Source organism: Catenulispora pinisilvae, from assembly GCF_015356865.1.
Taxonomy (GTDB): domain Bacteria; phylum Actinomycetota; class Actinomycetes; order Streptomycetales; family Catenulisporaceae; genus Catenulispora; species Catenulispora pinisilvae.
The window spans coordinates 51,690-62,908 of the sequence record NZ_JAAFZA010000033.1 but is presented as its reverse complement, the minus strand read 5'-3'; the positions used below and the strand labels follow the sequence as shown (position 1 = coordinate 62,908).

Annotated in this window: 7 protein-coding genes; 5 read left to right on the top strand and 2 right to left on the bottom strand. The window is 71.2% G+C overall.

Annotated elements, in window-relative coordinates; genetic code table 11:
- The coding region (locus IZR01_RS12095) for a TadA family conjugal transfer-associated ATPase (protein ID WP_194923855.1) at positions 1-1,709 on the top strand (1,709 nt) is incomplete at its 5' end.
- 1 nt (position 1,710) lies between these two features.
- Entirely contained in the window at positions 1,711-4,524 is a 2,814-nt protein-coding gene (locus IZR01_RS50395; protein ID WP_228559260.1) for a LysM peptidoglycan-binding domain-containing protein, read from the top strand.
- Positions 4,525-4,549: 25 nt separating this feature from the next.
- On the opposite strand, the gene IZR01_RS12085 is transcribed toward IZR01_RS50395, so the two are convergent.
- Positions 4,550-5,845 (bottom strand): M48 family metalloprotease, encoded by a 1,296-nt coding sequence (locus tag IZR01_RS12085; RefSeq protein ID WP_194923854.1) that lies wholly within the window; start codon positions 5,843-5,845, stop codon positions 4,550-4,552.
- 117 nt (positions 5,846-5,962) lie between these two features.
- Positions 5,963-6,898, bottom strand: coding sequence for a cyclase family protein (locus tag IZR01_RS12080; RefSeq protein ID WP_194923853.1), 936 nt, complete (start codon positions 6,896-6,898; stop codon positions 5,963-5,965).
- A 139-nt stretch (positions 6,899-7,037) separates the two neighbouring features.
- Here IZR01_RS12080 and IZR01_RS12075 point away from each other — a divergent pair, with 139 nt between their 5' ends.
- From IZR01_RS12075 to IZR01_RS12065, 3 genes are read left to right on the top strand one after another with little or no spacing between them, the layout of a single operon-like run.
- Positions 7,038-7,955, top strand: a complete 918-nt coding sequence (locus tag IZR01_RS12075) for an SDR family oxidoreductase (protein ID WP_194923852.1) — start codon at positions 7,038-7,040, stop codon at positions 7,953-7,955.
- Positions 7,952-9,031, top strand: a complete 1,080-nt coding sequence (locus IZR01_RS12070) for a Zn-dependent alcohol dehydrogenase (protein ID WP_194923851.1) — start codon at positions 7,952-7,954, stop codon at positions 9,029-9,031. Before IZR01_RS12075 ends, IZR01_RS12070 begins: the two co-directional genes overlap by 4 nt.
- Before the next feature lie 24 nt (positions 9,032-9,055).
- A complete protein-coding gene (locus IZR01_RS12065; RefSeq protein WP_194923850.1) occupies positions 9,056-11,128 on the top strand; it encodes a DUF6311 domain-containing protein in 2,073 nt (690 codons plus the stop codon).
- Positions 11,129-11,219: the final 91 nt, after the last annotated feature.

The following is an 11,219-nucleotide window of genomic DNA, read 5'->3' as shown; positions in this document are numbered from 1 at the left end:
CACCGCCGATGCCCTTACCGACGCCGACGCCGACGCCGACGTCCACGTCCGATGACGACGACCGGACGAACCGCTCGCGCCACGAACTCGCGCTCCGGTTCGGCGGCGGCGCGGAGTACCCGCCCGATCCCAAGCCCGCGCAGGGGATCCACGCCTTCGCCGCCGTCGACTGGCCGGGGGTCGACGCCATCCGCAAGCAGGTGCGCGACCGGATCGCCGACCGGTTCCCGCCCCCGGACCCCGGTACCGAGGAGCAGCGCCGGGCCTTCGGGATGGCGGTCATCGAGGAGTCGGTGAACTCCTGGTCGGCCCGGGCCTCGGCGCGCGGCCAGGCAGTCGACGACGCGCGCCAGGACGCCATGCGCCGGGCCGCGGGCGCCTCGGTCTTCGGCATGGGCGGCCTGGCCCCGATGCTGGACCACCCGGACGTGGAGACCATCGAGTACCGGGGCTGCGACGACGGCCACGTGGTCTACACCGACGGCCGGGTGGAGAAGGCGCCGCGGATCGCCTCGTCGGACGAGGCGCTGCTGACCGATGTGCGGACCTGGGCGGCGCGGCGTCATCGGATCCTGACCCCGGCCGAGCCGCTGCTCGACCTCACCGTCGACGGCGGCGCGCGGCTGACCGCCACGATCGGCGTGTCCAAGCGGCCGACGCTGGTGGTGCGCCGGCACCGGGTCGTGAAGGTGACGCTGGACGATCTGGTGGTGCGCGGCATGGTCTCCCCGGCGATCGCGGCGTTCCTGCGCAGCGCGGTGCTGGCCGGGCAGACGATCGTGGTCACCGGGCCGCTCGGCGCGGGCAAGACCACGCTGCTGCGCGCGCTGGCCGCCGAGATACCGGTCATGGAGCGCTACGCGACGGTCGAGGCAGAGTTCGAACTCAACCTCGACGAGGTCGGGCGGCACCCGCGGATGGTCGCCTACCAGTCCTGGCCGGGGACCTCCGAGCGCGGGCCGGACGGCCGGCGGATCGGCGAGGTGACGCTGTCGGACGTGATCGAAGTCGCGCTGCGGATGAACGTGGCGCGGCTGGTGGTCGGCGAGATCCGCGGAGCCGAGGCGGCCACGTTGCTGGAGGCCGTGTCCACCGGCGGCCGGGCCGCACTGTGTGGGATCCACGCGAACTCGACGCGGGAGGCGTTCAACAAGTTCGTCATGCTGTGCATGCGGACCACGATGAGCCGGGACTTCATGAGCCGGGATGTGATGAGCAGAGACTCGGCGGTCCAGCTGGCCGCCGAGACCCTGCACTACATCGTCGACATCCGGCTGGACACCGACTCCCCGTCCCCGGCGGACGCCCGGGATCCGCGCGAGCCGCGGGCCACCGGGCGCTACGTCGATCGCGTGGTGGAGGTGAACGGGCTCGGGGACCGGCTGGCGCCGATCGTCACCGAGGTGTTCGGCCCCGGTCCGGACGGCCGCGCGGTGTTCGCGCAGCGGCCGGAGCGGCTGGCGACCTTGCAGCGGGCCGGCTTCGACCCCAAATGGTTCCTGTACGGGAACGACCAGTGGTACGTGGCCCCGACCCCGGCGGCCCAGAACGTCTCGCGGCCCGCTCCGCACCAGCAGCAGCAACAACAGCAGCGGGACGGCGGCCGCGGGTTCCAGAACATGACGCCGGTGCCGAAGCCCTCGCTGACCGAGCAGGACGTCTTCGACCGGCAGTATCTGCACGACCGGCGGCGGCTGGACCAGGAGTGACATGGCGGAGGACGGGGGCGTCGCGGGGTCGCGGCCCGGCTCGAGTACGGCTTCGGGGCCGGAGGCTCCGGAGTATCAGACGTATGTCGTGCGCAGGGGCGACTCGCTGTGGCGGATCGCCGAGGAGCAGCTGGGGGACCCCAACCGGTTCGCCGACATCGCCGAGCTGAACGACGGCCGGCGGATGCCGGACGGGACGGTGTTCAGCTACGTCGAGTTCCTCCAGTCCGGCTGGGTGCTGATCATGCCGCCGGACATGGGACGGCACCGGCCGGAGCTGACGCCCGAACCGGTACAGCTGGCGATCGAGTCCGGGATCGGCACCGCTGTCAGTGCCCTGGCCCGGCGCGAGTCCACCTTCGCCACCACCGGCAACGACTCCGGGAAGACCGTGGCGGCGACCGGCGGGCTGCTGGCCGCCGGGGTCCTGAGCGCGCTGGGCGACCGGCGGCTGCGCAAGCTCACGCGGCGCCGGCCCGGCGAGCGGATCTCGATGCGGCGCCCCGGGGACTGGGAGCTGGAGCTGAGCCGGATCGACAACCCGACCGGCCAGGTGCTGATCGACGCGGCGCTGAGGACTCTGAGCGCCAAGCTGACCAAGGCCGACCGGGGTCTGCCGGACATCAGCGCGACGGTGCTCAAGCGGCACGGCCTGGAGCTACACCTGGCGCGCCCGCAGCCGCCGGTCGCGCCGTTCTACGCCGATCCGCGCCGGCCCGGGGTGTGGATCTGCCCGCTCGGCGCGCCGGTCGGTGCGCCCCCGGCCCCAGCCCCGTATCCGGCGCTGGTGTCGCTGGGCTTCGACGAGGACGACGACACGGTCATGGTCGATCTGGAGGCCACCGGCGGGATCTCGCTGCTGGCGCCGGAGGCCGAGTCGGTGTCGGTGCTGCGGGCGATGGCCGTGGAACTGGCGACCGGGATGGCGGCCGATCAGGTGGAGGTGACGCTCGTCGGTTTCGGCGAGGAACTGCCGCCGCTGTTCGCCCCGGGCCGGCTGACGTCCGGCGACGATCTGGTGCCCGCCGTGGAGGCGCTGGCGCGGTGGTCGGCCGGGGTCGAGGCGGTGCTGGACCGGCGCGGCGTCACGGTGCGCAAGGCCCGGACCCACCCGGACGACGAACTGGCGCCGATCACGAAGACCCACGTGCTGCTGTCGGCGGTACCGCCGGACCCGCGGCTGACGCACCGGCTGCGGCACCTGCTCTCGGGGCGGCAGCGGACATCGGTCGCGGTGGTGGCGGTGGCCGCGGACCGGGAGCAGGCGTTGTCGCCCTGGACGATCGGCGGGCCGATGTTCCACACGCCGCGCTCGCAGTCCGGTGTGCCGGGGATCCCGCTGCGGGTGCAGGCGCTGCGCGAAGACCGGTTCGAAGCGGTCGTGCGGGAGCTGTCGGCGGCGGATTCGGATCAGGAGAAGCCGGCACCGCGCGAGGGGGCGTTCCACTTGCCGGCCTCGGCGCGGCCCGAGGGCCCGGGCGCGAAGACGCCGTTGCCGAAGCGGAAGCCTTCGCATCCTCGGCGGCATGTGGCGGGGAACGGGGACGGTGCGGGGTCCGGCGCGCTTGAGGCGTCGGCGGCAGCGTCGGGGTCGGGGTCGGGGTCGGCGGCTGGCGCGTCGCGTCCGCCGGCCCGCGCCGAGCTGATCCCGACGCCGGATCCGGTGCAGCCCAACCGGTTCCGGGTGCCGGTCGACGACCTGTTCCGGGTGGACGCACTGTTACCGACCGCGTTACCGACGACCACGGCTCCGCTGCCGGGGCCCGGCACCGCGAAGGCGGTGCGGCTGGCGCTGAAGCCGGCGAACCTGCCGCAGTTCGATCCGGTGGCGGACGGGGATGAGGAGCCTCCGCCGCCGCGGGCTGAGGACCGTTTGGTGGGGATCGACGACGACCAACCCGATTCACCGACTCGGCGCGACCAGCCCGCCTTGCCGACTCGGGACGACCAACCCGCCCTGTCGGCACGAAGCGGATATCTCGCGGCGCGTGATCGGTCGGTCGCCCGCGAGACCACGCCGCGTAAACCGGGCCAATGGCACGGCGCGTACTGGAGCCAGCGCAAGGCCGCCGCCGCGGGGATGGCGAAGCCGGGCGCGTCGAACCCGGCCGAAACCGATGACCTCGCCGCGGCACCGACGTACACGATCGACATCCTCGGCCCGATCGTGCTGGCCGGCGACGAAGGCTCGGCGGAGCTGGCGGAGGTCGCGGCGTACGTCATGCTGCACCCCGGCTGCTCGGTCCAGCAGCTGGCCACGGAGCTGTGGCCCGCGCACGCGGGTGCGATGACGATCATCGACGCGCAGCTGGTACGGCTCCGCGAAGTCCTCGGCCCTGACGAGCAGCTGCTCCGGGTCACGCCGGAGAGCGTGACCCTGGCACCGGTAGTGACCTGCGACTGGCTGGATTTCCTGCACCGCACCCAGACCGGCGAGCTGGTCGGCGCACTCAGCCTGGTCCGCGGCCGGCCGTTCGAGGACGCCCCGCTGCGCCGCTACGGCTGGGCCGAAACACTCCGGCACGAGATCGCGGCGCTGGCGATCGACACGGCGCACTACGTCGCCGAAGCGTGCCTGCACGAACAGAGCCCGCGCAACGCCCGCAAGGCGGCTCTCAGAGGCCTGGCGGCGGCCCCCGAATCAGAGCTCTTGTACCGGGACCTGCTGACCGCGCTGGGCGCCCTGAGCGACCTGCCCGCCGCCCGCCGCCACGCCGACGCCCTCCTCGGCTACGCCGAGCGCGAAGGGCTGCCGCTCCAGCCGGAGACGGCCGCGCTGCTGCGGGATGTGGCGCAGGCTGCCTCGCGCGGGTGAGCACCGCAGAGCAGATGCCCTCCGCTCATGCGCCCTCAGCAAGCTGAGCCACCAACTGAGCGAGCGGGGCCGTGTCACCGGCGACCGCCTGGCTGATGACCGCGTACGTCTTGATGGGTTCGCCGCCGTCCGCCATGAGTTCACCGGGGTGCAGCACCGCGTCGAACCGGTACCCGTGCCGGACCGCGACGGCGATGAGGAAGACCTGGAGTGCTTCGCCGAGCGTTGACGCGGGCTCCATGGCCGCCCGCTGGATCCGTTCCGTGACGAACCCGCTGGCGTTACCGGCTTCGAGCTCAGCGGCCAGGAGCTCGAACCAGGCGACCGCGAGTTCGGCACCGCGGTCGTCCGCGACCAGGTCGACCACGTCGGCCGGCGTCGCGTCGCGGCCCAGCAGGCGACCGGCCCCGGCAAGGACAGCCTCCCCGGCTTCGGCGTAACCGATGGAGTAGTCGGCGCCCCGATCCACTTCGATGAAAGACGCCAGGGCATCGGAGACGTCGTCGGCGAAACCGGCGACGACGGGCTCGCCGGAAGCGGGGACCAACGGGTTCACCGCCTGCCGCGCCCGGTTCAGGGAGCCGCCGGAGGTCCTGAGCCCCGGATGGAATGCGGTGCGCGTGGCAAGATTCGGCAGCGGTAGGGAGTTGGACGCCCAGTCCGGAACAGGTTGAGCGGCCACGTTCAGCCAGTCCGTGAAAAGGTCCGGCGCGACATCCGCAGCCCCGAGTACGTAGCACCCCGCGTACTCCGCGAAGTGCTCCGCGATGGCCTGTGCGCGCACCATCGCGACCAGCGCCCGCTCACGCGAACCCGCGACCGCGGCGGCAGCCCGGTCGGCATGGCGTTCGATGTCGGCGTGGAAACCGGCGCTGTCGTCCAGCACCTGCTGAAAGTGCCGGCTGAGCCGTGGTGCCTGCGAAACCCACAAGTCCGCGCGTACCTGGGCGGCCTCCCGGGCCCGGACGAGTCCGGCGGCGAGCTCCGGATGCGGCTCCCGCATGACCGCCAGGGCATGGGCGACCACGGCCTTCAGCTCGACCGCCGGTAAGGCCAGGGCGAGCGGGACGCCGATGTACAAGGCGAAGCCGCCCTCTGCCGCCTTGGCCACGCTGATCTCGGCGTCCGGGACCAGCACCAGCGCTTCCGGCGCGGCGACCCGGGTTTCGCGCGCCACCTCGGCGACGAGGTCCCACAGCAGCGCGTCCTCCGCCTTGTCCGCCGCGATGCCTTGGCGGTCATCGACGTAGCGCGCGTCTTTCAGCAGCCGCTTCAGCCGAAACGACCCAAGGTCCCCTGCTGCTTGGGGCTTCTCAGCCATGGCGGTCCTCACTGATCACTGGCTCGCGCCGTCGCTTGCCGGTCGGAGGATGTCTATGCCGCATCATGGCCGGCAGTCAATGTTCGAGTGTCGGGCGGACTGTGGGCCGCGGCCGCGCTACTTCACCGCCACCGGAATCACCGGTGCCCCCACCGCGCGCGTGAAGGGCTCCGGCGAAGCCGTCAAGAAGAACTCGTACACGCCATCCGCCGCGCAGTCCTCCGCCAGCGCCTCCAAGTCCCAGTTCTGCCCCTGCAACATCCCCATCTCCACCAGATGCAGCAGGTGGACCGGCAGCTGCGCGTCGTCGCGCTCGGGCGGGTAGACCTCGAACGCCACGTTGTCCGTAGCCACCGCCGCCACATCGTGCGCGTGGAACCACGGCACGGTCTGCATCGACGGCCCGGATGTCGGGTAGCTGTAGGCGAGTTTGTCCCCGGCCTTCAGTGCGGTCATCGCGCCGGTGCGGATCAGCACTATGTCCCCCGGCCGGATCTCCACCTTCCCGAACTCGGCCGCCGCGTCCAGGTCCGCGACCGTCAGGGCGTGCCCGTGCGTCGCGTCGCCCAATCGCGGGACGCCCAGCGTCCGCGCCACGTCGAGCAGGACCCCGCGCCCGACGATCGGCCCCGCCTTGTCGATCCCGCAGTGCGCCGCGCCCGCCTCGGTGATCTCCGAGGCGTCGAAGCCGTTGTACAGCCGCCCCTCGTAGGACACGTGTGCCAGCGCGTCCCAGTGCGTACCGGCCTGGAGCCCCATCTCCACTCGGTCGTCCGAAGTGCGGAAGGCGTGCTCCTGGCCCAGCACCTGCGCGTTCACCATGATCATGGTGCGCTTGGGGTTGTCCCGGCCCTCGATCATGCCGATCTGCGGGCCGTCCTCGTCCAGCGGGACGGCGAGGGGGAAGCGGCGGCCGGTGCGGATCAGGGACGCCGCGTGGACCACGCGCTCGCCGGTGATCAGGTTCAGGGTGCCGCGTTCGTCCCGCGGGCCCCAGCGGCCCCAGTTGTTGACGCGGCGGGCGAGGTCGGTGAACTGCTCCGGTAGCGGCATCCTCGGACTCCCAGTGATATCTGACACAGCGTCAGTTGATGCTGTCCACTGTCGCGAACCTTAGCTAACATGCCGTCAGATTCGAAGCTTGGCGACGACAGCGAGTACGTACACAGCGAATACACGAGGAGCGAGCAAGGTGGCCGACTTCCTGGCAGGCAAGGTCATCGTGGTGACCGGCGCGGGGCGGGGCATCGGGCGCGCCGTGGCCCTCGGCTGCGCCGCCGAGGGCGCCTCCGTGGTGGTCAACGACTACGGCGTCTCGGTCGACGGCAGCGCGCCGTCCAGCGAGGTCGCCGAGGCGGTGGCGCAGGAGATCCGGGACGCCGGCGGGCAGGCGGTGCCGTGCGCGGACTCCGTCACGACGTTGGCCGGCGGGCAGCGCATCGTGCAGACCGCCCTGGACACCTATGGCCGGGTGGACGGCGTGGTGTGCGTAGCCGGGATCCTGCGCGAGCGGATGCTGTTCAACATGGCCGAGGACGAGTGGGACCCGGTCGTCGAGACGCATCTGAAGGGCACGTTCACCCTGTTCCGCGCGGCGAGCGCCGTGATGCGCAAGGCCGGCGGCGGCGCGCTGATCGGCTTCACCTCCGGCAACCACGCCGGCAGCGTCTCGCAGGCCAACTACAGCGCGGCCAAGGGCGGCATCGTGAGCCTGGTCCGCAGCGCCGCGCTGGGCCTGGGCAAGTACGGCATCACCGCGAACGCCGTGGCCCCGGTCGCGCGCACCCGGATGAGCGCCAACGTCCCGTTCGACATGGCCGAGATGGGCGAGCCGGAGGACGTCGCGCCGCTGGTCGCCTACCTGCTGTCGGAGGCCGCGCGGGACGTCACCGGCCAGATCTACACCGTGGCCGGCCGCCGGATCGCGGTGTGGAACCAGCCGCAGGAGATCCGCTCGATGTACGGCGAGGAGCCGTGGACCGCCGAGTCGATCGCGAAACGGCTGCCGGAGGCGGTGGGCGTCGAGACCATGCCGATGATCGCGAAGCTGGCCGCGTACACGAAGGCGACCGAGGAACGGAAGACGCAGGAAGAGGGGCCGCAGTCATGAGGGCCGCGGTCTTCGAGGGCGGCAAGCTGGAAGTCGTCGACGGTATAGAGGTACGCGGCCCCCGCTCCGACGAGATCGTGGTCCGGATCGGCGCGGCGGGCCTGTGCCACTCCGATCTGAGTGTCGTCAACGGCACCATCCCGTTCCCGGGCCCGGCGGTGCTCGGCCACGAGGGCGCCGGCGTCGTGGAGGAGATCGGCGCGGCGGTGACCCGGGTCAAGACCGGCGACCACGTCTGCCTGACCACGATCAACAACTGCGGCGTCTGCCCGGCGTGCAGCGCGGGCCATCCGACGATGTGCCGCGGGACGTTCGGCAAGATCAGCAAGCCGTTCACCCGCGAGGCCGCCGACGGCTCGACCGAGAAACTGTTCTCCTTCGCCAACACCTCGGTGTTCACCGAACGTGTGGTGATCAAGGAAGTACAGGCCGTGCCGATCCCGCGGGACGTGCCGATGGCCTCGGCCGCGCTGGTCGGCTGCGGCGTGCTGACCGGCGTCGGCGCGGTGCTGAACCGGGCGAGGGTGCGGATCGGCGAGACGGTCGTGGTGATCGGCGTCGGCGGCATCGGGCTGAACGCGATCCAGGGGGCGCGGATCGCCGGGGCCGGCCGGATCATCGCCGTGGACACCAACCCGCGCAAGGAAGAGGTGGCGCGCCTGTTCGGCGCGACCGACTTCCTCGACCCGAGCGGCCAGGACCTGGTCCAACTGGTGAAGGACCTGCTCCCGCACGGCGCCGACTACGTCTTCGAGTGCGTCGGCCATCCCGCGCTGATCCGGGCCGCGACCGATGTGCTGGCCTGGTCGGGGACCGCGGTACTGCTCGGCGTGCCGCGCAGCGACGCCGAGGGGACGTTCCTCGTTTCCGGAATGTATATGGACAAAACGATAATGGGCTGCCGGTACGGAACCTCACACCCGCAGTTCGACGTCGAAAGGTATGTGGACCTCTATCGGAAGGGCGAGCTACTCCTGGACGAACTGGTCACAAAGACCTACCCTCTGGAGCACATCCACGAGGCGATTCACGACCTGGAAAGCGGGTCATTGGCAAGAGGAGTCCTCTTGCTCTGAGACCTACGAGGGGAAGCTAAGGCCGTGACGGAGAGCCCGAGCGGGCAGGGCGCGCCGGAGCACGACAGCGAGGCAGCCGCACTGCTCACGGAAGCATCCGCGACCACGGTTCCCTCGGTCCCGCACCAACCCAGGCGTGACGGCGCCGAGCGCACGGCCGGGACCGGGACGGAGACCGTCGAAGACGCCTGCCCCGCCGCCGGCCGGACCGACGACGAACTCCAGGCCGGGCTCGACACCGAAGCCGAAGCCGAACTGGAAGCCGAGGCCGAGGCCGCCGGGACCGACGAATCCCCGGAAACCTCAGACGCCCCGAAGCCCTTCCTCAACCGGCTGGCGGCCCGGATCGCCGGGGAGTTCCTGAGCCCGAGCCCGGCGCTGCTGTTCTCGCTGCTCTACATCGCGCTGGCCGTGTTCCTCACCTGGAAGCTGCTGTTCCACCCGATCGCGAGCGTCCTGGCCGGCAACCCCTACGACCAGTTCTACTTCGAGTGGCAGCTGACCGCGGTCGAGCACGCGGTCACGCACTTGCAGAACCCGCTTTTCACGCACGCGATGAACGCCCCCGACGGCATGAACCTGGCGGCGAACCCGCAGATCATCGGGCCGGCGATCGTGCTGACGCCGATCACCGCGCTGTTCGGCTCCTCGGTCTCGTTCGCGCTGCTGACCACCTTCAACCTGGCGGCCACCGCGATCACCTGGCGCTGGTTCCTGCGCCGGCACGTGGTGCGCACCGAGACCGCGGCCTTCGTCGGCGGCCTGTTCCTGGGCTTCTCGCCGTCGATGATGTCGCACTCGCTGGCCCACCCGAACCTGGCCGGGCAGTGGCTGGTGCCGCTGATCGCGGCCGGGGTGCTGCGGCTGCGCGAGCCGGAACGGCAGGTCCGCAACGGGATCGTCCTCGGCGTGCTGATCACGGCGCAGGTGTTCGTCGGCGAGGAGCTGCTGTTCCTGACCGCGATGGGCATCGGGCTGTTCCTGGTGGCGTACGCCGCGATGCGGCCGCGCCAGACCCGGGACGAGGCGGTCGCGTTCCTGCGCGGCGCCGGCTTCGCCATCGGCACCGCGGGCGTGCTGCTGGCGTATCCGTTGTCATTCCAGTTCTTCGGGCCGATGTCGTTCAAGGGCATCCCGTTCGACATCGGCTACTACTCCGCGGATCTGAAGTCCTACGCGGTGTATCCGAACCTGGAGCTGTGGGGCGACCCGGCCAAGCTGGACCCGCTGGCCCCCGGCGGCACCGAACAGGCCGCGCTGGTCGGCTGGGCGCTGCTGCTCGTGGTGGCGCTGCTGGCGGTGTGGCTGATCCGGAAGGCCGCGGTGCGGGCGCTGCTGATCGCCGCGCTGGTCCTGGTCGTGCTCTCGCTCGGGCCGACCCCGGTGTACGACCACAAGGCGCTGGACTTCTGGCCGATCGGCCCGGCCGGCGTGTGGACGCACATCGAGCACCTGCCGTTGTTCTCCTCCAGCCTGCCGGTGCGCAGTGCGCTCGCGGTGAGCTGGATCATCGGGATCCTGCTGGCCCTCGGCCTGGACGAGGCGGTTTTGCACCGCTGGCAGGTGCTGCGCGGTGTGGCGTTCGGCGCCGTGACGGCCGCGCTGATCCCGCTGATCCCGCGGGTGTTCGACACGGTCCCGCGCACCCCGATCCCGCAGTACTTCACGTCCGGCGCGTGGAAGGAATGCGTCTCGCCGGGACACCACACCATCGTCGGCGTCCCGCTGTCCGACGGCGGCGACCGTACCAACGAGACGTGGTCCACGGCCGAGAACACCGACTTCGCGATCCCGCAGGGTCCGGTGATGGGGCCGAACTCGGCCACCGACAAGCAGGTGATCTGGGCCAAGAGCAACGTGCTGTGGACCGCGCAGTGGCTGGCCTACATCTATAAGAACGGCGGCGGCTCCACCCCGACGGTGGACTCGGCGATCCAGAACCGGGTCGCGCTGGACCTGGGCACGTGGCAGGCGAAGTGCGTGGTCGCCGCCGACGGGACGCAGAACCTCGCGGCCATCAAGAACTTCCTGGACCAGGCGATCGCCCCCGGAAGGCTGGAGGGCGACGTGGTGGTGTGGATGGAGCCCGGCCGCTGAGCAGTTGATCGGCTATCGGCTATCGGCTGCCACGGTTTGCGGCTCCTGGCCGCACTTGGCAGTCATAGGCAGTTCACAGGCCTCGGCAGTT

Bases quoted from the DNA above. Each gene is read 5' to 3' on its own strand.
- IZR01_RS12080 (WP_194923853.1), bottom strand. From the start codon at position 6,898: ATGCCGCTACCGGAGCAGTTCACCGACCTCGCCCGCCGCGTCAACAAC.
- IZR01_RS12070 (WP_194923851.1), top strand. From the start codon at position 7,952: ATGAGGGCCGCGGTCTTCGAGGGCGGCAAGCTGGAAGTCGTCGACGGT.
- IZR01_RS12085 (WP_194923854.1), bottom strand. From the start codon at position 5,845: ATGGCTGAGAAGCCCCAAGCAGCAGGGGACCTTGGGTCGTTTCGGCTG.
- IZR01_RS50395 (WP_228559260.1), top strand. From the start codon at position 1,711: ATGGCGGAGGACGGGGGCGTCGCGGGGTCGCGGCCCGGCTCGAGTACG.